This window comes from Phyllobacterium sp. SL163, assembly GCF_049896885.1.
GTDB classification, from domain to species: domain Bacteria; phylum Pseudomonadota; class Alphaproteobacteria; order Rhizobiales; family Rhizobiaceae; genus Phyllobacterium; species Phyllobacterium calauticae.
Genome location: NZ_JAFCVE010000008.1, coordinates 308,203 through 331,108, shown reverse-complemented (window position 1 = coordinate 331,108; position 22,906 = coordinate 308,203). Strand labels below are relative to the sequence as shown.

The 22,906-nt window shown below is 59.9% G+C and carries 23 protein-coding genes and 1 tRNA gene; 16 read left to right on the top strand and 8 right to left on the bottom strand.

Translation table 11 applies throughout. From position 1 onward, the window contains the following. The first annotated feature begins 20 nt into the window (after positions 1-20). The 8 genes from ACP7B1_RS19470 (at position 21) to ACP7B1_RS19435 (ending at position 7,603) form a co-directional block, all read left to right on the top strand. Entirely contained in the window at positions 21-629 is a 609-nt protein-coding gene (locus ACP7B1_RS19470) for a CGNR zinc finger domain-containing protein (RefSeq protein WP_223615944.1), read from the top strand. Next, entirely contained in the window at positions 622-1,134 is a 513-nt protein-coding gene (locus ACP7B1_RS19465; RefSeq protein WP_346305319.1) for a hypothetical protein, read from the top strand. Before ACP7B1_RS19470 ends, ACP7B1_RS19465 begins: the two co-directional genes overlap by 8 nt. A gap of 229 nt (positions 1,135-1,363) precedes the next feature. After that, on the top strand, positions 1,364-3,670 hold the full coding sequence (locus tag ACP7B1_RS19460) for a putative bifunctional diguanylate cyclase/phosphodiesterase (RefSeq protein ID WP_346305320.1): 2,307 nt from the start codon (positions 1,364-1,366) through the stop codon (positions 3,668-3,670). A gap of 119 nt (positions 3,671-3,789) precedes the next feature. After that, a complete protein-coding gene (locus tag ACP7B1_RS19455) occupies positions 3,790-3,936 on the top strand; it encodes a DUF3096 domain-containing protein (RefSeq protein ID WP_091878304.1) in 147 nt (48 codons plus the stop codon). Positions 3,937-4,084: 148 nt separating this feature from the next. After that, positions 4,085-4,306 (top strand): aa3-type cytochrome c oxidase subunit IV, encoded by a 222-nt coding sequence (locus tag ACP7B1_RS19450; protein ID WP_223615947.1) that lies wholly within the window; start codon positions 4,085-4,087, stop codon positions 4,304-4,306. A gap of 162 nt (positions 4,307-4,468) precedes the next feature. After that, positions 4,469-5,782, top strand: coding sequence for a Re/Si-specific NAD(P)(+) transhydrogenase subunit alpha (locus tag ACP7B1_RS19445; RefSeq protein WP_426137194.1), 1,314 nt, complete (start codon positions 4,469-4,471; stop codon positions 5,780-5,782). Then, complete coding sequence (locus ACP7B1_RS19440) at positions 5,782-6,192, top strand: NAD(P) transhydrogenase subunit alpha (RefSeq protein WP_223615949.1); 411 nt, start codon at positions 5,782-5,784, stop codon at positions 6,190-6,192. The genes ACP7B1_RS19445 and ACP7B1_RS19440 overlap by 1 nt, the downstream gene beginning before the upstream one ends. Positions 6,193-6,202: 10 nt before the next feature. Then, on the top strand, positions 6,203-7,603 hold the full coding sequence (locus ACP7B1_RS19435; RefSeq protein ID WP_223615950.1) for an NAD(P)(+) transhydrogenase (Re/Si-specific) subunit beta: 1,401 nt from the start codon (positions 6,203-6,205) through the stop codon (positions 7,601-7,603). 50 nt (positions 7,604-7,653) lie between these two features. On the opposite strand, the gene ACP7B1_RS19430 is transcribed toward ACP7B1_RS19435, so the two are convergent. The 3 genes from ACP7B1_RS19430 to rpsU all read right to left on the bottom strand — a co-directional run bounded on the left by ACP7B1_RS19430 (position 7,654) and on the right by rpsU (position 9,473). Then, complete coding sequence (locus tag ACP7B1_RS19430) at positions 7,654-8,253, bottom strand: NAD(P)H-dependent oxidoreductase (protein WP_346305322.1); 600 nt, start codon at positions 8,251-8,253, stop codon at positions 7,654-7,656. Between the two features lie 9 nt (positions 8,254-8,262). After that, complete coding sequence (locus ACP7B1_RS19425) at positions 8,263-9,108, bottom strand: tetratricopeptide repeat protein (protein ID WP_346305335.1); 846 nt, start codon at positions 9,106-9,108, stop codon at positions 8,263-8,265. A gap of 113 nt (positions 9,109-9,221) precedes the next feature. Continuing rightward, complete coding sequence (gene rpsU / locus ACP7B1_RS19420) at positions 9,222-9,473, bottom strand: 30S ribosomal protein S21 (RefSeq protein WP_099997993.1); 252 nt, start codon at positions 9,471-9,473, stop codon at positions 9,222-9,224. A 410-nt stretch (positions 9,474-9,883) separates the two neighbouring features. On the opposite strand from rpsU, the gene ACP7B1_RS19415 reads away from it, so the two are divergent. From ACP7B1_RS19415 to ACP7B1_RS19395, 5 genes are all read left to right on the top strand, one after another. After that, positions 9,884-11,137: a sarcosine oxidase subunit beta gene (locus ACP7B1_RS19415; protein WP_223615952.1), complete on the top strand. Its 1,254-nt coding sequence runs from the start codon at positions 9,884-9,886 to the stop codon at positions 11,135-11,137. A gap of 26 nt (positions 11,138-11,163) precedes the next feature. Continuing rightward, positions 11,164-11,523, top strand: a complete 360-nt coding sequence (locus ACP7B1_RS19410) for a sarcosine oxidase subunit delta (protein WP_223615953.1) — start codon at positions 11,164-11,166, stop codon at positions 11,521-11,523. A gap of 3 nt (positions 11,524-11,526) precedes the next feature. Beyond that, complete coding sequence (locus ACP7B1_RS19405) at positions 11,527-14,532, top strand: sarcosine oxidase subunit alpha (RefSeq protein ID WP_346305323.1); 3,006 nt, start codon at positions 11,527-11,529, stop codon at positions 14,530-14,532. Further along, positions 14,525-15,082 carry a sarcosine oxidase subunit gamma gene (locus ACP7B1_RS19400; protein WP_346305324.1) on the top strand — a complete coding sequence of 186 codons (558 nt, stop codon included), beginning with the start codon at positions 14,525-14,527 and terminating at the stop codon, positions 15,080-15,082. The genes ACP7B1_RS19405 and ACP7B1_RS19400 overlap by 8 nt, the downstream gene beginning before the upstream one ends. A gap of 181 nt (positions 15,083-15,263) precedes the next feature. Continuing rightward, positions 15,264-16,448 (top strand): alpha/beta hydrolase, encoded by a 1,185-nt coding sequence (locus tag ACP7B1_RS19395; RefSeq protein WP_346305325.1) that lies wholly within the window; start codon positions 15,264-15,266, stop codon positions 16,446-16,448. Here ACP7B1_RS19395 and ACP7B1_RS19390 read toward each other — a convergent pair whose 3' ends face one another. Beyond that, entirely contained in the window at positions 16,449-16,931 is a 483-nt protein-coding gene (locus tag ACP7B1_RS19390; RefSeq protein WP_223615957.1) for a MaoC family dehydratase, read from the bottom strand. 123 nt (positions 16,932-17,054) lie between these two features. Beyond that, entirely contained in the window at positions 17,055-17,990 is a 936-nt protein-coding gene (locus ACP7B1_RS19385) for a LysR family transcriptional regulator (RefSeq protein WP_346305327.1), read from the bottom strand. Positions 17,991-18,078: 88 nt separating this feature from the next. Here ACP7B1_RS19385 and ACP7B1_RS19380 point away from each other — a divergent pair, with 88 nt between their 5' ends. Beyond that, positions 18,079-19,038: an NAD(P)H-binding protein gene (locus tag ACP7B1_RS19380; protein ID WP_346305328.1), complete on the top strand. Its 960-nt coding sequence runs from the start codon at positions 18,079-18,081 to the stop codon at positions 19,036-19,038. Between the two features lie 94 nt (positions 19,039-19,132). Here the strand turns inward: ACP7B1_RS19380 and ACP7B1_RS19375 are convergent. Then, a tRNA-Val gene (locus ACP7B1_RS19375) sits at positions 19,133-19,207 on the bottom strand. A 101-nt stretch (positions 19,208-19,308) separates the two neighbouring features. Then, positions 19,309-19,671, bottom strand: coding sequence for a cell cycle two-component system response regulator CpdR (cpdR, locus tag ACP7B1_RS19370; protein ID WP_091878276.1), 363 nt, complete (start codon positions 19,669-19,671; stop codon positions 19,309-19,311). A 275-nt stretch (positions 19,672-19,946) separates the two neighbouring features. On the opposite strand from cpdR, the gene ACP7B1_RS19365 reads away from it, so the two are divergent. Then, positions 19,947-20,837 (top strand): N-formylglutamate amidohydrolase, encoded by an 891-nt coding sequence (locus tag ACP7B1_RS19365; protein WP_346305329.1) that lies wholly within the window; start codon positions 19,947-19,949, stop codon positions 20,835-20,837. Positions 20,838-21,086: 249 nt separating this feature from the next. Then, entirely contained in the window at positions 21,087-21,860 is a 774-nt protein-coding gene (gene hisN, locus ACP7B1_RS19360) for a histidinol-phosphatase (protein ID WP_288194345.1), read from the top strand. Between the two features lie 4 nt (positions 21,861-21,864). On the opposite strand, the gene ACP7B1_RS19355 is transcribed toward hisN, so the two are convergent. Further along, the gene (locus ACP7B1_RS19355) at positions 21,865-22,848 is read right to left on the bottom strand and encodes an alpha/beta hydrolase (RefSeq protein ID WP_346305330.1); all 984 of its coding nucleotides are present in this window, start codon (positions 22,846-22,848) and stop codon (positions 21,865-21,867) included. Positions 22,849-22,906 lie beyond the last annotated feature (58 nt).

The following is a 22,906-nucleotide window of genomic DNA, read 5'->3' as shown; positions in this document are numbered from 1 at the left end:
TTACCAGTTAGAATTTCGCCATGACCTTTGACTGGAATGCGCATCGATTCAGTGGCGGCGTGCTGGCTCTCGACCTGGCCAATACGGTGGTTTTTCGTGACGCGCCCGACCGCGCGCTGGACCGGTTTTCAGACCGTTCGGAACTGCGGGGATTTGCCGAAGCGGCAGCGCAATTCCGGCAGGCGGAGTGGGGCGATGCCCGCTTCCACCCGCCGGTGCAGCCAGCGCAGATCAACCGGCTTATCGATGTGCGTGAAGCCATCAATGCGCTCTTTCGCACGGCCGTGCGAGGTGGAGGGCTCCCGCCTGCGAACATGGCGGCATTTCTGCAGCTTGGCTCGGCGCTGGTGTGCGATGAACCGGGCAGGCAGGATCTGGCGTTGCCGGGCGCGGGCAAGGGCGAACGCGATCTGTCGCTCGGCACCGCCGCTTTCCTGTCCGCCATGCGCCTTCTGGAGCCGGCGCGGCTGGAGCGGATCAAGATCTGCCCGAACTGCCATTGGCTTTATCTCGATGAAAGCCGCAACCGCAGCCGCCGCTGGTGTGACATGACCGTATGCGGAAACCGGGCCAAGGCGCAAAGACACTATCGCCGCAATCGCGAACCATCGGAGTCCGGCCATGGGTAAGAGCATGAATCACTGGCGCCGGCTTGTCCTGTTGCCCGTACTGGCGGGCGCATTGGCCCTGGGGGCCTGCCGCGATTCGGGCGAGGGGGATTACCTCGCCGTTGCCGGAAAGCTGTTTGTCTTCAACTACCGGATTGCCCAGGCAACCTATCATCTGACGCTGACAAAGGTCCGCAAGGTGCCGGGTGATGCCATGCTTGAGACCACCTTTGAAAACCCGGCCGGAGGAGAGCCGTTCATCGTCCGGCAGAATGTCTGGCCCGCAGCCGAAAAGATTTCGGTCGACAGTCCGCCGGTCAAGTGCGTGAAGGCCGATCGCGGCTACAAGGTAACGATCCGTCTCAGGGATGCGGGGGGCAAGCTGCTGCAGACAATCGACCGGACGATGATATCGGACACGGATGAATCGGTGCTGCCCAACAGGCCGCTGGTCATCGGTCCGTTCTACGATCCCAACCCGGACAAGGACAAGCCCGACAGTAATGCTGTCGCCTGTCCGGCGTGATCCTTGCTGCCAAAGGCATCCATACACGGGATGGCGGTTTCATGCCGTTCGCTCAGTCGCTTTAGGAATTGGTAATTGTGTTTCCCATTTGATAAATATCAGTTTGACATGGGGGGCAAATAAATATTCTAAATGCATGCCTCATACATAATCTGAGTATCGTTGGCGTTTGTTCGAAAGTATTCGTTAACGTATCCAATTATGGGTACAGTTATTCACGGACATTTTGATGAAAATTGAACGCAACGAGAGTATTTTTCTCGAAATTTTGTTCCTTCGCACGCTTTATGCGAACAAGAAGGCTGTCTGGTGGACCTCGGTCATCCAGATTCTTGCGACATTGGTTATTTATGTCAAAACCGATCATCCCATTTATGCGGCCTTTGCCCTCGCATTCTTCTTGATTGTCCTTGGGCGTACTGCAAACGCCAGCGCATTCGAACGAAAAGATCTTTCGTCCGCCACCATGGCGGACCTGCGGACATGGGAGTGGCGCTATCTCCTCGGGGCCATCAGCACGTGCATCCTTCTCGGCCTGCTTTGTCTGGTCAGTATCTATGTTCTCGCGGACCCCTCGGCTGCCATCACCAGTGTCGCAATCGTTGTCGCGTCGATGGTGGCGCTGGTGACGCGCAACTACGTTTCGCCGACGGTCGTCATCGGCATGTCCATTGGCATTCTGGCGCCGCTGTTCCTGACATTCGTGCTCCTGGGCGGCATTTACAACTGGCTGCTGGCGCTGCTGATCCTTCCCTATTTCTGGAGCAATATCCGCATCGCATCCAAGCTGCGGCAATCGCTCTGGGATGCACTGCTGGGCAAACAGCAACTCAGCGTCGTTGTCAGCCATTTCGATGCCGCGCTGAACGGCATGCCGCAAGGGTTGCTGATGTTCGACCGCAACCAGACAATCACCGTCGCCAATATGAAGGCGGCGAAAATGATGGGCTTTGACGAGCCGGAGCAGGTTCACGGCCATTCCCTGCAGAGCCTGCTGCGGCTTGCCCGGGTCAAAGCCTATTTTCCCGAGGAGACGCAGGCTTCATTGTCCGGCAAGATGCAGGACCTGCTCAGCGGGCGCAAGGAGCGCGACATGTTCATGTCTCCCGCCAAGCGCCATTATGAATTCACGGCAACGCCGGACCCGCAGCACGGCACGGTACTCATTTTCCAGGATGTGACCCGGCGGGCGGAAGCGGAGGCGCAGATCAGCCGCATGGCGCGCTATGACAGCCTGACGGGCCTGCCCAATCGCAGCCAGTTCGCCGAGATCGCCAGGACCTATACCGATGGCATCGAACCGGGCACGCAGATCGCGCTTATGGTTGTCGATGTCGACGGCCTGAAGCGGACCAATGACACGTTCGGTCATCGCATTGGCGATGAATTGCTGCGCGCCTTTGCCGACCGGCTTGCCTCGATCGACGTGAAGCACCCGGTCATTTCCCGCTTCGGCAGCGATGAATTCGTGCTGCTGTTTTCCGCCGCCACGCGCGATGACGTGCTGCAGAGTGTCGAGCGCATCATGGCGGCCATATCGGGGCAGTACACGATTTCCGGTCATGAAATCCTGACCGGCGCGCATGCCGGGGTGGTGATCGTCTGCGCGGCGGAGTTCGATCTTGCGGTCATGCACATGAATGCCGATCTGGCGCTCGATGTCGCCAAGAAGGACAGCCAGAAACAGTGGGTGGTTTTCGTCGAGACGATGGACCATTCCTTCCGCAGCAAACAGCGGCTCAAGTCGGATTTGCGCAAGGCCATTGGCGAGGGCACCCTGTCGGTCGCCTATCAGCCCATCATCAATGTCCGTACCCTGCGCATGGTCGGGTGCGAAGCGCTTTCGCGCTGGAACCACCCGGAATACGGTCCGATTTCCCCGGCGGAGTTCATTCCCATGGCGGAAGAGATGGGGCTGATCTCCGATTTGACCCAAAACGTTGTGGAACAGGCGATCAAGGATTGCAGCCTTTGGGGGTCGCGGATTGCGGTCTCCATCAACCTGTCGTCGCATGACCTGCAGAACATGGACATGGCCGACATCATCCGTTCTGCCCTGCATCGCCACAATGTGGAGCCGGAACTGATTGAAGTCGAGGTGACGGAAGGCGCGATCATTACGGACCGCGAGGCGACGGGAGGCGTTCTCCAGAGCCTCAAGGCCATGGGGCTGCAGGTTGCCATCGACGACTTCGGCACCGGCTATTCCAGCCTGAGCTATCTGAAGGATCTGCCGGTCACCAAGGTGAAGATCGACCGCTCCTTCATCACCGATATCACCGAGGAAGGCCGTTCCCTGAAGCTTCTGCGCGGCATCGTGCAGATGACGCATGAGTTGGGCCTGTCCGTGACAATCGAAGGTCTTGAGACGCGGGAACAGTTTGCCTTGATCAACCGTTGGATCGGCGCCGAATATGTGCAGGGCTTTCTCTATGGCGCGGCCACCACGGCGGAGAATATCGCCAAGAACTTCGATATCGAGATGGTGCAGTTGCCGGTGAAGCCGCGAAACAGCGAGATCGCGGCAGCCAGCTGACCGGCGGGCAGCGGCAACTGCTGCGCCGTGTTCTGCGTGCTTGTGCTTGACCTGCTCCCGATCTTGTCGAAAACTCCCGCCGCTGACCAAGCCAGACTCAACAGGAAAGTATCGCTGTCATGATTGCACAAATTGCCATTGCGCCGCTCGTCGCGCTGATCGCCGGGATCATCATCCTGATCGCGCCGCGCCTGCTCAATTACGTGGTTGCGCTCTATCTCATCATCATCGGCGTGACCGGACTTTTCCCGCATCTGCTCAGCTGAGTGCAGCGGGGAAGAAAGGCCCGGCTGATAAAATCAGCGCAGTTGCCATTTTTATCGATTGAGAGGCTTTTCAGCGACCATCTGCGCATTGCGCTGCTGCGGGCTTTTCGCTATTGCCAATAGGACTAAGACTTTATGAGGTTTGAAGATGGCTGAACATCACGACACGGCGCCCGCAGAACTGGGTGCACCCATGGACTACAACGAGCATGAAAAGACGTATGATCTGTTCATTGCTCTTTCAAAATGGGGTGCGGTTGTCTGCATCGCTTTGGTAGCTGCGATGGCGTTCGGCTTTTTCGCTGGCGGGTTCTTCTCCGCAACTATTCTGTTTATTCTTATTTGCGTTGCTGCCTGGTTCGTTCTGTAAACACGCTCCATCAGCGTTGTTCATGAGCCGGGCGGATAATCCTGTTGACATCCGCTTGCATGAGCGGGCCCATCACCAGGATTGCCAATCGTCATAGCGGGGCAGGCGCGCTGGTCTTCGGGCCACTGCCTGTATAGTGGCAACATGCTTGGGGGTGAGGGCTTGGCTCAGACACTGTTCATACCGAAAGAGACCGACGTAAATGAACCGCGGGTTGGCGGTTCGGCGGAAACGGTCAAGAAACTGATCGGTCTTGGTTTTTCAGTCATTGTGGAAGGCGGCGCGGGTGTCCTGTCCCGCATTCCGGACCGCGAATTCGAAGCGGCGGGCGCGACCATCGGCAAAACCGCCGACATCCGCAATGCCGATGTCGTTCTGAAAGTCCGGCGTCCATCCACGGCTGAGCTCAAATCCTACAAAAAGGGCGCTGTCGTCATCGCCATGCTCGACCCTTACGGCAATGATGCTGCCGTCAAGGAGCTGGCCGATGCGGGTGTCAGCGCCTTCACCATGGAATTCATGCCGCGCATCACGCGGGCGCAGGTCATGGACGTGTTGTCGAGCCAGGCCAACCTTGCCGGCTATCAGGCGGTGGTCGATGCGGCCGGGGAATATGACCGGGCCCTGCCGATGATGATGACGGCGGCCGGTACCGTTCCTGCGGCCAAGATCTTCATCATGGGCGTCGGCGTAGCCGGTCTGCAGGCGATTGCCACGGCGCGCCGCATGGGCGCCGTCGTCACCGCGACGGACGTGCGCCCCGCCGTGAAGGAACAGGTTGCTTCGCTCGGTGCGAAATTCCTCGCTGTCGAGGACGACGAGTTCAAGGCGGCTGAAACCGCTGGCGGCTACGCCAAGGAAATGTCGAAGGAATATCAGGCAAAGCAGGCGGCGCTGGTTGCCGACCATATTGCCAAGCAGGATATTATCATCACCACCGCGCTCATTCCCGGACGGCCCGCACCGCGGCTCGTCACCCGGGAAATGTATGCGCGCATGCGTCCCGGTTCGGTCATCGTCGATCTCGCTGTCGAGCGCGGCGGCAATGTCGAAGGGGCTGTGGCGGGCAAGACCGTCGATGTCGACGGTGTGAAGATTGTCGGTCATCTCAATGTCGCCGGCCGTATTGCAGCGACCGCCTCGCAGCTCTACGCCAAGAACCTCTTGGCTTTCGTCGAGACGCTGGTCGACAAGGATGCCAAGGCCGTCAAGATCAATTTCGATGACGAGCTGGTCAAGGCAACCGTGCTCACCCATGACGGCAAGGTGGTTCATCCGAACTTTGCCGCAGCGGCTGCAACGGCTGCCGCACCTGCGGCGAAACCCATGGCCAAAAAGGCTGCGGTGAAGGCAGCGCCAGCCGCACCGGCTGAAGCAAAGGCAGAGCCCAAGAAGGCTGCGCCGAAAAAAGCTGCCGCACCCAAGAAAACCGCGCCCAAAACGGCGGCCCCCAAAACGACTGAAGGAGAGGCGTGATGGCTGATACCGCACTTGAAAAAGCGCTTGATAGTCTCAATCAGGCGGCCGAAACGGTTCGCCAGGTGGCTGAGAACATGCCGGAAGCAGCCGGTGCTGCGGCCCATGCGGTGACCGGCGGTGCCGTTGATCCCTTCGTCTTCCGCCTCGCGATCTTCGTGCTGGCGATCTTTGTCGGCTACTACGTCGTCTGGTCGGTAACACCGGCCCTGCACACGCCGCTGATGGCCGTCACCAACGCCATCTCGTCGGTTATCGTCGTCGGCGCACTGCTTGCGGTCGGCCTGTCGGCCAGCGGCTTTGCCACCGGCTTCGGCTTCATCGCCCTGGTGCTTGCCAGCGTCAATATCTTTGGCGGCTTCCTTGTGACCCATCGCATGCTCGCCATGTACAAGAAAAAAGAAAAGTGAGACCTGGGCAATGAGCGTAAATCTCGCAGCTTTTCTTTATCTTGTCTCCGGCGTCCTGTTCATTCTGGCGCTGCGCGGCCTGTCGCATCCCACCACAAGCCGTCAGGGTAATTTCTACGGCATGATCGGTATGGGCATATCGATCCTCACCACACTCACCCTTGCCGAGCCGAGCTTCAGGGGTCTTGGCCTCATCGTCATCGGTCTTGCCATCGGCGGCGGCGTTGGTGCCTATACGGCCAAGCGCATCGCCATGACGGCCATGCCGCAGCTGGTTGCCGCCTTCCACTCGCTGGTCGGTCTGGCCGCCGTCATGGTGGCTGCGGCGGCCATCTACTCGCCCAACTCCTTCGGGATCGGCGAAGTCGGCTCCATTCACGGGCAGGCGCTGGTGGAAATGTCGCTGGGTGTCGCCATCGGCGCGATCACCTTTACCGGCTCCATCATCGCCTTCCTCAAGCTCGACGGCCGCATGTCGGGCAAACCGATCATGCTGCCGGGCCGCCATGTGCTCAATGCGGGCTTGGCAATTGCCATCGTCGTGCTGGTCGTGGCGCTGGTGATGAGCGAAAGCCATTTCGTCTTCTGGCTGATCGTCCTGCTCTCGCTGGTTCTGGGTGTGCTGATCATCGTGCCGATCGGCGGCGCCGACATGCCCGTCGTGGTGTCGATGCTCAACTCCTATTCGGGCTGGGCTGCAGCCGGTATCGGCTTCACCCTCGGCAATCTGGCGCTGATCATCACCGGCGCGCTGGTGGGCTCTTCCGGTGCCATTCTGTCCTACATCATGTGCAAGGGCATGAACCGTTCGTTCATCTCGGTCATTCTTGGCGGCTTCGGCGGCGAGACCGGTGGTGCTGCGGCCGGTGAAGTCGAACAGCGCCCTGTGAAGCAGGGCTCGGCTGACGATGCCGCCTTCATCATGAAGAACGCCTCCAAGGTCATCATCGTGCCGGGTTATGGCATGGCGGTGGCGCAGGCCCAGCACGCCCTGCGTGAAATGGCCGACAAGCTGAAGGCTGAGGGTGTGGAAGTCAAATATGCCATCCATCCGGTCGCGGGCCGTATGCCCGGTCATATGAACGTGCTTCTGGCCGAAGCCAATGTTCCCTATGACGAAGTGTTCGAGCTGGAAGACATCAACTCCGAGTTTGCGCAGGCCGACGTGGCTTTCGTCATCGGTGCCAATGACGTCACCAACCCGGCAGCGAAGACCGATCCGAAATCGCCGATCTTCGGCATGCCGATCCTCGATGTGGACAAGGCCGGTACGGTTCTGTTCATCAAGCGCGGCATGGGTTCCGGCTATGCCGGCGTCGAGAACGAGCTGTTCTTCCGCGACAACACGATGATGCTGTTTGCCGACGCCAAGAAGATGGTCGAAAACATCGTCAAGGCTCTGGATCACTGATCCGGTTGCTGACGGAACAAACGGAAAGCCCGCCAAACCGGCGGGCTTTTTCATTTCAAGGTCTGTTGGATTGTCCGCTGAATCTTTTGCTCAAACGCCGCCAGCCGGGCAGGGGCCAGTTTCTCGCAATTGTAGAGCGACAGCATGGAGAAGCGCGCCTTGGGTGCGCAGGTGCCGATGATGGCCGTGCCGAGGATACGGCGCACCGGACGGAACATGATCAGCCGGTCGATCCACCAGGGCGATCCGAGCGTGGTGATGGCGATGCATGCGGTCATGGCGTTGAGACGGGGGATCATCCGGCCGAAGTCCGGCGCATGATCGTAGGCGGTGCCGGGCACGAAGACCCGGTCGATCCAGCCCTTCAGGATGGCAGGCAGTCCGAACCACCAGGTGGGAAAAACCAGGATGAGCACATCCGCATTCTGCAAGGCGGTGGCGTCGTCCGTGACTTCGGAGGCATCGTATTGCGTGGTGTAGTAGCTCTGCCTTTCCTCGGGCGAAAGCCTGGGATCAAAACCACGCTGATAAAGATCGAACAGCTTGAGTTCATGCGGTGACGCGGCAATCTGTTCCGCCACCAATGCGGTCAGGTGCCCGCACAGGCTTTCTTTCAGGGGGTGAGCGGAAACAACGACGAACCGCTTCATGGGATGGGATCAGGAGCGCGTGCGCGCCAGACCATCAAGGGCAGGCTTGTACTTGGGATCGAGCTGCGCCGCCTTGGCATAGGATTTCGCCGCACGGGCCTTGTCGCCGCGATGCTCGTAGATCAGCGCCTGATTGGCCCAACCCTCGGCAATCGTGCCGTCCAGCTTGATCGCGTTGTTGAAATCGTCAAAGGCGTTGTCGTCATCGCCCATGGCCACATAGGAAATGCCGCGGCCGTTATAGGGCTCGGCGGCATCGGGCTGCAGCGAGATCGCCGTGGAGAAATCTTCGATCGCCTGCTTGTGCTGGCCGCGCGCCTGATAGATCAGGCCGCGATTGTGATAGGCGCGGGGATCGGTCGTGTTGAGCTGGATAGCCTGCTGGAAATCGCTGAAGGCGCGGTCGAGCTGTCCCGACAGACGGTAGAGATTGCCGCGGCCGATATAGGCGGCGTCATATTGCGGATTGATCTGGATGGACTTGCTGTAGTCCGCTGCCGCCTGGGCCGTGTTGCCCATGTTGCGGTAGACCAGCGCGCGGTTCGCATAGGCCTGGTAGAAATTCGGGTTCAACTGCAACGCCGTGTTGAAATCCTTGATCGCATCGCTGTTGCGGCCGGCCCGGCCGAAGGCGGAGCCGCGCACATTGTAGGCTTCGGGATCGCGGGGATTGCTGCGGATGACGCTGTCGAGCGAACTGATGTTCTCGGAAGACCCTTGCGCCTTGTCGATCCCGGTCATGTCGCTGGTCGAGGTTTGACACCCGGCAACAGCCAGGGTGAGAACCGAAGCGATCACCAGTCCGGTGGTGCGCAACGCCTTGAATGCCGATTGCGGGTCGCGATACGAAACCATTTCAAGTGAATGTGTCATACTCTTGGTATCCCGTTCAATCCAAAACGCAAAAAGGGCGGTGTGACGCAAGCCACTCCACCCCGTTATTGTGTCAAGGCGTTAATAAATGCTGATCAACGAGCCGCAGAAGCGCGGACCGGTGCCTTGCGTGCTGGCATTGGCAGAAGACCTTCGCGCTGTGCCTGCTTGCGGGCAAGCTTGCGGGCGCGGCTGATGGCTTCTGCCTTCTGGCGGGCGCGCTTGATCGAGGGCTTCTCGTAATGATCATGCATCTTCATTTCGCGGAACATGCCTTCGCGCTGCATCTTCTTCTTGAGAACGCGGAGAGCCTGATCAACATTGTTTTCGCGTACGAGTACCTGCACGTTTTATCCTGTATCTCTTAGAATTTCGTTGAGCTTGAATCCGAACCCATATCCTTGGTCAGTGGGTCAGCAATCCAAACTTCGCGACGGTCATCCATCGCAAACTGACGAGGCCATTATCAGAATGGCAATGGAATGTCCATGGTGAAGCTGTTTAAAATGGCGGATATTCTTCCCCGCCGCCGGTTTACGCGCCCGTGCAATTTTAGAATAACCGGCACGGAACGCCAATCTCCGTCGCAAAATGGCAAAAGACCTTTGAGCGGATGCGTTACTGATGCATAAAAGTGCGATCCTGCGCTTGAAAATCGATGTCGATTTCAGGACAGGATACTGCTCTCGCAAATCGTGGAACAAAACGCTCTGCCAAGGTCACCGGTACGGCCGAAAGCTCTGCAAAGGATTGAATGATGCGGAAATATTCAGTGTTTGCTTTGGCCCGCGAGGCATTGCGTGCCCACAAGGGGTGGGAACAGCAATGGACGTCGCCCGAACCCAAGTCGGAATATGACGTCATCATTGTTGGCGCTGGCGGACATGGTCTTGCCACTGCCTACTACCTGGCGAAGGAGCATGGCATTACCAATGTCGCTGTTCTGGAAAAGGGCTGGCTGGGCGGCGGCAACACCGGCCGCAACACCACGATCATCCGGTCCAACTATCTCTATGACGAATCGGCCGGCATTTACGAACATGCGGTGAAATTGTGGGAGGGCCTGAGCCAGGACCTCAACTACAACGTCATGTATTCGGCGCGCGGCGTGATGATGCTGGCGCACAACATCCACGACGTCCAGGTATTCAAGCGCCATATCCATGCCAACCGGCTGAACGGCATCGACAATGAATGGCTAACGCCCGAACAGGTCAAGGAATTCTGCCCGCCGATCAACCTGTCCGCCGATGCGCGCTATCCCATCATCGGTGCGGCCCTGCAGCGGCGCGGCGGCACGGCCCGTCATGATGCCGTTGCCTGGGGCTATGCCCGCGCGGCTGCCGATCGCGGCGTGCATATCATCCAGAACTGCGAAGTGACCGGCATTCGCCGCGCTGCCAATGGCGCGGTTGTCGGCGTCGATACCAATCGCGGCCCGATCAATGCCAAGAAGGTCGGTGTGGTGGCCGCCGGTCATACCTCGGTGATCATGAATATGGCCGGCGTGCGCATGCCGCTGGAAAGCTATCCGCTGCAGGCGCTGGTGTCCGAGCCGGTCAAGCCGCTGATCCCCTGTGTGATCATGTCGAACACCGTGCACGCCTATATCTCGCAGTCCGACAAGGGCGAAATGGTCATCGGTGCGGGGACGGACCAGTACACGTCCTATTCCCAGACCGGCGGCCTGCACATCATCAATCACACGCTGGACGCGATCTGCGAAATGTTCCCGGTGCTGACACGGCTGAAAATGCTGCGGTCCTGGGGCGGCATCGTCGACGTGACGCCGGACCGTTCGCCGATCCTCGCCAAGACGCCCGTCCCCGGTCTCTACGTCAATTGCGGCTGGGGAACCGGCGGGTTCAAGGCAACGCCCGGCTCCGGCAATGTGTTCGCCCATACGATCGCCCGGGATGAGCCGCATCGGATCAATGCGCCGTTCACGCTCGAGCGCTTCACCACCGGGCGCCTGATCGACGAAGCCGCCGCCGCCGCCGTGGCGCACTGACAGATTCAAGAAACGAGACGACGACAATGCTTCTCATCAAATGCCCCTATTGCGAAGAAGAGCGCCCGGAGCTGGAATTCCGCAACGCGGGTGAAGCGCATCTCGTGCGCTCCCCGGCCATATCGGAACAATCGGACGAAGACTTTGCCGCCTTCCTGTATTTCCGCCAGAACCCCAAGGGGCTGCAGTTCGAGCGCTGGCGGCATATTCACGGCTGCGGACGTTTCTTCAATGCCGTGCGCGATTCCGTCTCCGACAAGTTCCTGACCGTTTACAAGGCGGGCGAACCGCGCCCGGATGTCGAAACGCTTCTCAATCCGGAAACCGTTTCCGATGCTGAACCTGCAAAGAAACGCGCCCCCCGCGCCAAGAAAGGGGAGCTGTAAGCCATGAGCACTCCATCCCACTCCGGAAGCAACCGTATTGCCGGTGCCGGCCGCCTGGTCCCGGCGAAGACCGTCCGCTTCACCTTTGACGGGCAGAGCCTGACGGGTCTTGAAGGCGACACGCTGGCCTCGGCGCTGCTGGCCAACGGCATTCATCTGGTCGGCCGTTCGTTCAAATATCACCGTCCGCGCGGCATCCTCTCCGCGGGCAGCGAAGAGCCGAATGCGCTTGTTGATATCGAGCGGGACAAATCCCGCAAGCAGCCGAACGTGCGGGCGACGGTGCAGGAGATCTATGACGGGCTGCAGGTCAAGTCGCAGAACCGCTGGCCGTCGCTGACCTTCGACGTCGGTGCGATCAATGACGTGTTTTCGCCCATGCTGCCTGCAGGCTTCTACTACAAGACGTTCATGTGGCCGAAGTTCGCATGGAAAACCATCTACGAGCCAAAGATCCGTGCGGCGGCCGGTCTTGGTGTTGTTCCGGGTGAAGCCGACACGGACCGTTATTCCAACCGTTTCGCCCATTGCGATGTGCTGGTGGTCGGCGGCGGCGCTGCCGGTCTTGCCGCTGCGCTCAGCGCCGCGCAAACCGGTGCCAAGGTCATCATCTGCGATGAGCAGGCGGAAGCGGGCGGCGCGCTGCGCTACGAGACCGACGTGACCATCGACGGCAAGCCGGGTTATGACTGGGCGACGGAGACGCTGGCATCCCTGCGCGCCATGGACAACGTCACGGTTCTCACCCGCACCACGGCGTTCGGTTACTACGCCCAGAATTTTGTCGGCCTTGTCGAGCGGATCAGCGACCATCTGAGCAATCCCGGTTCCGACATGCCGAGGGAGCGCCTGTGGCAGGTGCGTGCCAGGAAGGTCATCCTGGCGACCGGTGCCATCGAACGGCACATGGTTTTCGCCAACAATGACCGTCCCGGCATTCTGCTGGCTTCGGCAGCGCGCGCCTATCTCAATCAGTATGGTGTCGCGGTCGGCCGCAAGGTTGGCGTCTATACCGCCAATGATTCCGCCTATGCGGCGGCCATCGATCTGAAGCGCGCCGGCGTCGATATCCCTGTCATCGTCGATACGCGCGACAATCCATCCTCGCCGGTAATCGAGGAAGCCCGTTCGCTTGGCATCGACGTCGTGACCGGTCATGCGGTGTTCAGCGCCGGCGGCAAACGCCGCGTCTCCTCCATCAGTATCCGCCCCAACCGGGGCGGCAGGGAGCGCAAGGTCGTGGTCGATGCGCTGATCATGTCGGCGGGCTGGACGCCCTCCGTGCACCTGTTCTCGCAGTCGCGCGGCAAGGTGGCATGGGATGCCGCCAATGAGCGGTTCCTGCCCGGCACCTATGCGCAGGATTGTGTCTCGGTCGGTGCCTGCAATGGCAGCGACGGGCTGCAGCAGGCGCTGGACGAAGCCGTTGCCGCAGGCGGCAAGCTTGCCGGCGAGACCGGTTTCAAGGGCAAGACCGCAACGCTCAAGGCGACAGGCGGAACCGACTGGGTGCTCGGCATGATCGGCTCGGCGCCGGGTGCCGGTGCCGATACGACAGTCAAGGCTTTCGTCGATTTCCAGAACGACGTGACCGCCAAGGATGTTCGCCTTGCGGTGCGCGAAGGCATGCATTCCATCGAGCATGTCAAGCGTTTCACCACCAACGGCATGGCGACCGATCAGGGCAAGACCTCCAACCTGCACGGGCTGGCCATTGCCGCCGAAGCGCTCAACCGGCCGATCCCGGCCGTGGGTCTGACAACCTTCCGGGCGCCGTTCACACCCGTGACCTTCGGCGCCATCGTCAACCATGCCCGCCATGACCTGTTCGATCCCACCCGCCGCACGCCGATGCATGCGTGGCATGCGGCACAGGGCGCGGCCTTCGAGGATGTCGGACAGTGGAAGCGCGCCTGGTATTACCCGCAGGCGGGTGAAGACATGCATGCGGCGGTGAACCGCGAATGCGTCGCCGTGCGCAACCAGGCCGGCATCTTCGACGCCTCGACACTCGGCAAGATCGAGGTGGTCGGGCCCGATGCGGCAAAATTCCTTGAGCTGCTCTACACCAATCCATGGGAAAAACTCGGTGTCGGCCGCCTGCGCTACGGCATCATGCTGCGCGAAGACGGTTTCATCTATGATGACGGCGTCGTTGGCCGATTGGCCGAGGACCGCTTCCACGTGACGACGACGACCGGCGGTGCGCCGCGCGTCATGAACCACATGGAAGACTATCTGCAGACGGAATTCCCGCACCTCAACGTCTGGTTGACCTCGACGACCGAGCAATGGGCCGTCATTGCAGTGCAGGGTCCGAAAGCCCGCGAGATCATCGCGCCGCTGTTGGAAGGCATCGACCTTTCCAATGAGGCCATGCCGCATATGAGCGTGCGCGAAGGCAGGATCTGCGGTGTGCCGACACGGCTGTTCCGCATGTCCTTCACCGGTGAAGCGGGCTACGAAATCAACGTGCCTGCCGACTATGGCCGGGCCGTCTGGGACGCCATCTACGAGCGCGGCAAGCCGCTGGGCCTGACGCCCTACGGCACCGAGGCCATGCACGTGCTGCGGGCCGAGAAGGGCTATATCATCGTCGGCCAGGATACGGATGGCACGGTGACGCCGCAGGATGCGGGCCTGACCTGGGCCATCGGCAAGAACAAGACGGACTATGTCGGCATTCGCGGCCTGTTGCGCCGCGACCTGGTGGCGGATGGCCGCAAGCAGCTGGTTGGCCTGAAGACCAAAGATGCCCATGTGGTGCTGGAGGAGGGCGCGCAGATCGTCGCCAACCCGAACCAGCCCGTGCCGATGACGATGATCGGCCATGTGACATCCTCCTACTGGTCGCAGAATTGCGGCCGGTCGATTGCCATGGCCCTGGTGATCGACGGAACAAAGCGGCTCGGCGAAACGCTCTATGTGCCGATGCCCGATGGTGTGATCGAAGTGGAAGTGACCGGAACGGTGTTCTTCGACGAAAAGGGAGAACGGTTGAATGGCTGACCTTGCTCAAACAGCGCAGCGTGCGCATCCATTGCAGACCGGCCATGCCGGGGTCGGGTCCGTATCGGTAACCCTTGCTGATAACGCCACCCGCGTTTCGCTGCGGGCGCGGCCCGATGCGGTGGCGGCGCTGTCGAAGGCGCTCGGCCTTTCCCTGCCGCTGAAGCCGAAGACAACCACCAGTCAGGGCAACCGCGCGGCCCTGTGGATCGGTCCGGATGAATGGCTTCTCATCGATGCGGACGGCAGTTCGCTGGTGGCCGATCTTGCCAAGGTGAAGGTGCTGCATTCCGCCGTCGACGTCTCCCATCGCAATGTCGGGATCATTGTCTCCGGCAAGGGCGCCGATGCTGTTGTCAATGGCGGTTGCCCGCAGGACCTGTCGCTCGGCGCCTTTCCGGTCGGCGCGGCCTCACGCACGGTGCTCGGCAAGATCGAGATCGTGCTGTGGCGGACGGCCGAGGACACGTTCCGGGTTGAATGCTGGCGCTCCTTCTCCGGCTATGCCTACAGCTTTCTGCAGGAATCCGCGCGCGACGTTGCAGTCTGACGGTTGGACCGGAAACAACGACGATCTTTTTTGCCGAATGCGCGGGTATTTGACAGCCCCGCGTAATAATAGTGTGCAGATTGATCGCCGGTGAAGTTATCGATCACAATTGCGCCGTGCTTTGCCATAATGAGAATGCCGATGGCTGCCGATTCGCGCGGTCGCGTCGCGAGAGTGGTTTATGGCTGTCAAAAAGCGCCTTGTTATCAATTTTACAGGCTATGAAGGCCTGCATCCCGATGCCGTGCGCGGGCGCTATCTCAATGCCTCGGCCGATTTCAACACGCTCTGGCACACGAAAACCAAAGCGGGGCCCATGCAGCCGGAAGGGCCGAACATCGCCTCAATGCAGCTCGACACGACCGGGGCGAACTGGACGGTCGAAACCGAGTTCTGCCAGTACGGCACGGCCGATATCTTCGATGCCTATTCCGCGCGCAATGTCGTAACGCGTTTTGCCACCGGCCTGATGGCGTTTCTCGATATTCTCATCACCGGCACCTTCTGGCGGTATCTGCGCACAAGCTGGCGGTTCTGCATCTTTTTCATGTGGCCGTTTGCGCTGACCTGTTTCATTTCGCTGGTCGCGCTGCTGATCGGGCTTGGACCATTGTTTGGCGGTTTCAGCGCCTACCACATGTTTTGGACCATTCCCCTTGCGCTCGGCATCGCCCGCCTCCTGATCCGCTGGCCGGGGGAAAAGGTGTTCCTTTCCTACCTCTTGGATGACTGGGCGGCGGCGTCAGACCGGATTTACCGCCGCAGTCCGGCTTTGCTGGAACGGCGCAAGGCTTTTGCCGACCATCTGACCGAGAAGCTGCGGGAGAGCGGCGCGGACGAGGTGGTCATCATCGGGCACAGCCTTGGCACGGTGCCCGCTGTCGAGGCCATTGCCGATGTCTGGCGCAGTGCGCCGCAGCTCATCAGGCAGCAGCCGGTTTCGCTGGTGGCGACCGGCTCGTGCCTGTTGATGATCGCCTTTCATCCGCGTGCAACGGATTTGCGGGAAGATGTGCGGGTTGTTCTGCAGGATACGCCGGTTCTGTGGGCGGAGTATCAGACCATTGCGGATATCGTGCATTTCTACCGGTCGAACCCGGCGGCGGCGCTGGGGATAATCCCGCGCACCGAACCGCTGATCCGGCGTATCCGGTTCAAGCGCATTCACAGTGCCAAACGCTATGCGCGTGCCAAGAAGAATTTTTTCAAGATGCACCTTCTGTTCCTGAAGGGCGCGCAGATCCGCAATGCCTACGATATGGGCATGTTCGTGCAGGGGCCGTTTGCCTTCCAGGATCTGGCCGCGCGTGACAGTGCGCCGCCGCTGGACGATGCCGGGCGGCTTGTCGAGGCGGTCCGCGCCTGATCAGTCCATTTCCGGCGGATGCTCAAGCACGGCAATCGTCAGCCAGTTTGCAACGAGTGCCGGTTTGATCGAGCCTTCGATTTCCAGGGTGACTTCGTAGTTGTTGAGCACGCGGCCGGACGGGCGGATATCCGCATCCACCAGCTTGAAGCGGGCACGCACCTGCTTGCCGGATTTGACCGGCGCCATGAAGCGCACCTTGTCGAAACCGTAATTGATGCCCATCGTCGCGCCTTCGATCATCGGCAATGCCTCATAGGCGAGCGTCGACAGCAGCGAGATGGTCAGGAAGCCATGGGCAATGGTGCCGCCGAACGGCGTTTCCTTGGCCGCGCGCTCCGGATCGGTATGGATGAACTGGTGATCATCGGTCGCATCGGCAAACTTGTCGATCATGTCCTGACTGACCACGCGCCATTCCGAACAGCCGATTTCTGTGCCGACACCGGCCTTCAACTGCTTGAGCGTGATAGCGTTCTTCATGGTTCCAAGGCTTTCCGAAAATTGGATCAGATCATCGATGGGGCTGTCGATAGACTTTTATGCGCCAAATGTCATCCCTTGCGCGCTGCCGTATTATTTCAAAGCCGGAACGCACCGTTATGATCAGCACGTCAGAACGCCCGGGGGGCCTTGCTCCTTCTTGCTTGACGCCAGTTCAATATGGGCAAGCATGCCTCTGATCAGCGTATCGAAGATCAGCCGAAAGCGGTGTGAAGACCGCAGGTTTTCGTGCATGGCGATCCAGGTGGGCAGCATGATCGAAAACGCGCCGGGCAGCAGGCATACGAGGTCAGGATTTGCCTGACCGAGACTGTCCTGGCATATGCCGATGCCAATTCCTGACCGGATAGCGGCGAGTTGGGCCAGATTGTTGTCCGTGCGATAGCTGAACTTGAGCTCATGCGACATCGGAAAACGTTTCTCGATGCTGCGTATGAAGGCGGTCTGCCTGTCGAACCCGATGAGCCGGTGATTTTTCAATTCTGCCAGCGTACGGGGCACGCCGTATCTGGCAAGATAGGCACGGTGTGCGTAGAGCCCGAGCGAAATGCCCCCGACATTGCGCACAAGCAGCGCCTCCTGCGTGGGCTCTGCCATTCTGACAGCAATATCAACCTCGCGGTTCAAGAGATTTTCGACCGTATCGGAGGCGGATAACTCGATGTGCAAGTCGGGATATGTCTCAAGCAGCGGCGCGAGTATCTGTGGGAGAACTTCGGTGCCGATAACCTCGCTCGCGCCAATGCGTACCGTGCCTTCCACAGCGTCACGCTGTGCTGTTGCCAGACGGACCAGTGCCGCGGCATTGGCAGCCATGGCGGCAGCGTAGGGTTGCAGTTCCAGCGCGGCATCGGTTGCAAGCAGGCCGTTCGGCGAGCGGGTGAAGAGCTGGGCGCCAATAAGGTCCTCCAGCGTATCGATATGCCGTCCCACGGTAGGCTGTGTCAAACCGAGCTCGCGCGCCGCTGCGGACAGCGAGCCGTGCCGGATGACATGAAGAAAGGTCCAGTAAAGATCCCAGTTCGGCATCTGTTGCATTATTTATGTATAGCTAGTCAAGGAATTTTGTCAATTTTGTTTATCACATTGCTGGTGCACTCTTGCCTAGACAACGGAGAAAACGCGCATGCAATCAACAGAACAGAAGATGGCGCTTGTATTGGGCGCAACAGGTGGCATCGGCGGTGCGGTAGCACGCAACCTCCTGAAGCGAGGCTGGCATATCAAGGCCCTGACGCGCGACGTCGGCAAGGCCGGGAAAACCGCGGGTGATTTCGAATGGATTGCGGGTGATGCCCTCAATCCGCAGGATGTCAGCAATGCAGCAGAGGGCGTGTCCCTGATCGTCCATGCCGTCAACCCGCCCGGATACCGGGACTGGGAGAAGCTTGTTGTGCCCATGCTCGACAATACCATCGCGGCGGCAAAACGGGTGGGCGCCCGCCTGCTTCTGCCCGGCACTGTCTATAATTTCGGACCCGATGCCTTTCCGGTTCTGGGTGAGGACAGTCCGCAACATCCCGTCACGCGAAAAGGCAGGCTGCGTGTCATGATGGAGCAGCGTCTGAAGGATGCTTCCGCATCCGGTCTCGACGTGCTGATCGTGCGCGCTGGTGATTTCTTTGGCCCGAAGGCCGCAAACAACTGGTTCTCGCAAGGGCTTGTCACGCCGGGAAAGCCGGTATCGCTCGTCAGCAACCCTTCAAGGCGCGGCATCGGACACCAATGGGCGTTTCTTCCCGATGTCGCCGAAACAATGGCTCAACTGGTCGACCGGGCCGAAACCCTTCCCCGTTTCGCGGTCTATCACATGGAAGGCTTCTGGGATGCGGACGGCATCCAGATGGCAGCGGCCATCAGGCGTGTGGTTGGCCGCCCGGTGAAGGTCAGATCGTTTCCATGGTGGATCGTGCCGATCATGGCACCCTTCAATGCATTCATGCATGAGTTGAAGGAGATGCGGTATCTGTGGAAGCAACCGCTGCGCATGACGAACACGCGGCTGGTTGGCATACTCGCGGCCGAGCCAAGGACACCGATCGATGAGGCAGTACGGCAGACACTGGCTGACCTCGGCTGTCTCTGACAGCCCGGGTTGCCTTTGGCGGGTGCCGCCTTCACGCGGCAAAGCTGCCACGAACCGCAGATGCAAGACAGAATATGGTTCAGGGAAGTTCGGATGGTGGGCGTGACAGGGATTGAACCTGTGACCCCTACGATGTCAACGTAGTGCTCTCCCGCTGAGCTACACGCCCATCCGACAGGGGCGCATACACCATATTGATTCCGGTCCGTCAATAGGGTTGGAAGAAGTTATCAGGCTTTCTTCACCGGAGCAGGCAGATAGGGCCTTTGATCAGGCCGCTACCAGCATTTTTTCAATCTCATTGACGAGATCGCGCAGGTGGAAAGGCTTGGAAAGCACTTTCGCATCCTTCGGCGCTTTCGAATCGGAATTCAGCGCCACGGCGGCAAAGCCGGTGATGAACATGATTTTCAGGTCCGGGTCGATTTCCGACGCACGGCGTGCCAGCTCGATGCCGTCCATCTCCGGCATGACAATGTCGGTGAGCAGCAGTGAAAACGGCTCTTCGCGCAATCGGTCGTAGGCGCTGGCGCCATTGTCGAAAGGCGTGACGTGATATCCTGCCTTCTCCAGCGCCTTCACCAGGAAGCGCCGCATGTCATTGTCATCTTCTGCTAGCAGGATTCTCTTCATCAGTCCGTCCGAATTGTCTGTCGCCTGATCATCCCCAGACAGGCGCCCCATCATGCTTAACAAGACGCTTTTTTGGTAAAGATCGCGTGAATGATTTGCTGAAAATAAGGGGGAACCCCGGAAAAGTCGAGCAAGATCGCAGCCGGGCGGCTGAAGAATGCGCCTGGTCCGGTCAGCCTGGAAAAGTTCCGCTGCCTTTGGCGGCTGATCAATTCCCTCCGGGGCGAAGTTGCTCTAAAGTAACGGCATATTCAAGCAAACCGTCGAAGTGAATGATGACCCTCGAGCGCGATTTCCCTGACAAGCTGCCCTATGAACTGCGCCGGCCGGCTGACCAGCGTATTCCGTTTGTGTTCAATTCGCCGCACAGCGGTCAGGTTTATCCGCCGGCCTTCCTGCAGCAGTCGCAGCTCGATGCGCAAACGATTCGCCGCTCGGAAGACTGTTTTGTCGATCAGCTCTTTGCCGCCAGCGTCATGCTCGGTGCGCCGATGCTGGTGGCGCATTTCCCCCGCGCCTATCTCGACGTCAACCGCGAGCCCTATGAACTCGACGCGAAGATGTTCAGCGATTCGCTTCCCTCTTTTGCCAATGCAAATTCGGCCCGGGTTGCCGGCGGTCTTGGCACCGTTCCGCGCCTTGTCGGCGAAGGGCAGGAAATCTACGCGCAGAAACTGCCTGTCGAGGAAGCGCTCGGCCGCATCACCACGATCTACAAGCCCTATCATGCGCTGCTTGCCGGGATGCTGGTGGAAACGCGCAGCCGCTTTGGCTATGGCGTTCTCGTCGATTGCCATTCCATGCCCACCGGTATCCGGTTTCCGGAAAGCGGCCTGCGCCCGGACTTCATCATCGGCGACCGGTTCGGCACCAGCTGTTCGCCGGAATTGACGCACACCGCCATCCACCTCCTGCGCGAGATGGGCTATGCGGTGGCGCACAACAAGCCCTATGCGGGCGGGTACATCACCGAGCATTACGGGCGTCCGCTCAAGCGTTTCCATGCATTGCAGATCGAGGTCAATCGCGGCCTTTATCTCAATGAGCACAATTACGAGCGCAAATCGGGCTTCGGGCAGCTGCAGCGCGATATCAGCCAGTTCCTGGCCGATCTCGTTTCGCTGCCGGACTTCCACTTCCTCGATGTGCCGCTCGCGGCGGAATAAGGTCTTGTTGCTGTTGCCCGTCCGCAAACAAAAAAAGACCGCGCAAGTGCGCGGTCCAAGTCTAGGGAGGAAACGCCCAAGGAGGGCATAGACAGGTCACCCCGTCTGTTAACCAATCTATGCTGCATCGCACAAATGTCAAGTGATTTGTGCGTTTTTTTAAGCAACATCATTATGTGCCTAAAAAAAATGCAATAATTTAGCCGACAATGCAGGTAAATGAGAAAATTTTGATCGCGAGGAACCATTTTGGCCATTGAACTTTCGTTTTTGCGGCGGATTGCCGAGGTTGCGGCAGCGCAGACATTGCCCCGCTTTCGCACCGTTTCGTCCATCGACAACAAATATCAGGTGGGATTCGACCCGGTCACCGAGGCCGACAGGGAAGCCGAACGGGCGATTCGCGCGCTGATCAACAGCACCTTTCCCGCTCACGGCATCATGGGCGAGGAGTTTGGTTCGGAAAATCTCGACGCTTCGCATGTCTGGGTGATCGATCCCATCGACGGCACGCGCGCCTTCATTTCAGGCCTGCCGGTGTGGGGCACGCTTGCGGGCTTGACCATTGATGGCGATGCGGTGGCCGGCGTCATGGCGCAGCCCTTCACCGGTGAGCTGTTCATGTGCGACGGCACGGCATCTTATTACGAGGGGCCGGGTGGCGCGCGCCAGCTGAAAACCCGGCAGAACCCGGATATCGCCCAGGCCACGCTGTTCACCACGACACCCGCCCTATTCAAGGACAAGAAGCGCGAGGCCTATGACCGTGTGGAGCGCAGCGTGCGCATGCCGCGTTACGGCGCCGACTGCTATGGCTATGCCATGATTGCCGCCGGTTTCGTCGATCTGGTGGTGGAGACCGCCTTGCATCCCTACGATATCGTTGCGCTGGTGCCGATCATCGAAAAGGCGGGCGGTGTCATCACCAATTGGGATGGCGGCCCGGCGGAAAAGGCCGGCGATATCGTGGCGGCGGGCTCAAAGGAACTGCACGCGCAGGCGCTGGAGCTTCTCAACCGCTGAAAGCTCACATCTGCGTGGCCTGTTCGTTCTCTATACCAGCCATGTCGCCGCCGGTTCCGGGAATGAAGGCATCGAATGCCGCGAAAAACTGTTCGCGGTAAAAATCCTTTTCCTGCAGGATTTCATGCTTGGCGCCGTCGATGGTGACCAGTGTCGCATTGCGCAATTGCAGGGCGAACCGTTCGATTGCCGGAGTGGACACAACGCTGTCCGCCCCGGCGGCGACGACAAGGCTGGGGATGCGGATCGCCTCGATATAATCGGGATTCGTCACGCGTTTGATCGCCTTGGCCGCCGACGCTATCCACCCGGCGGTCGGGCCGCCAATGGCGAGCTCCGGCGCGGTTTTCACTATTTCGCTGTTGCGCAGGTAGCGCGCGGCGTCCGATGTGACCTCGTTGAGGGCGAAGGGCTTGATCACCGGCTTGCCGCCGCGGATGTACATCCCGCCGAGACCGGTCAGCCGCAGGCTATTGGCGACGGCGCTGAGCAGGATCTTGCCGAGCCGGCTGCCGTTGACGTCGAGTAGCGGCACCATCAGCACCATGCGGCGGATGCGGTTTGCCAGGGCAGGCGCAGCGAGAAGCGCCGCCAGCGCGCCGGTGGAATGGGCCAGCACGTAAAACGGTCCGCGGCAGTCGGGCAGGAGCACGCTTTCGAACAGCAGCTCCAGGTCGGCCGCATAATGGTCGAAACTGCGGACATGGCCGCGCAGAGGGTCCTTCAGCAGGCGGCTCGAACCACCCTGGCCGCGCCAGTCGAAGGTGGCCACGGCAAAACCCCGCTTGGCAATGTCACGGATGGTCTCGAAGTATTTTTCAATGCATTCGTTGCGGCCCTGCAGGATGATCACGGTGCCCTGGACGGGATGGGTGGTGGCGGGGAAAATCGCGTAACGCAGCTGCCTGCCGCCCTTGAGCGGCAATGCGGCAACGCGGGCATCCTGCGGTGTCGGGTTGGCGGCTGTTTCGACAAGCGGATGGGTCATGAATACCGGTCAGTCCTCGTCCCGCCCATGGGGGGATCACACGGGTGCATTTGCATCT